We start from the raw sequence: 268 nt of genomic DNA on the forward strand, positions 1-268 counted from the left end.
GGGCCGTAGTGACTCCTTCGAGGTCTTCGACGCGTGCGGCTTCGCGGGCAGCTTCGATAGCCGCGTCGAGATCCGCCCGGGCCAATGTAGCGGTATCGTTCCAGCGTGCAGACAACGCGTCCGAAATCGCCGCAACCGCCGATTGAGAGGCTTCATGCCCACCGCCGATGCCACCAGCTCCATCGCAGACGATCATCACCGCCACGTCATCAGCAAAGCGCAGCACCCGCAGGGCGTCCTGATTTTCTTCGCGTACCTGCCCTTGACG

1 protein-coding gene is annotated in these 268 nt (G+C 63.4%); it reads right to left on the minus strand.

Features of this window, described 5'->3' with window-relative positions; translation table 11 throughout:
• Positions 1-268 (minus strand): protein phosphatase 2C domain-containing protein (locus Q4528_RS14075; RefSeq protein WP_303522222.1); only part of this gene is annotated, 268 nt, incomplete at both ends.

Source organism: Staphylococcus pasteuri (assembly GCF_030547725.1).
In the GTDB taxonomy this organism is placed as follows: Bacteria; Bacillota; Bacilli; order Staphylococcales; family Staphylococcaceae; genus Staphylococcus; species Staphylococcus pasteuri.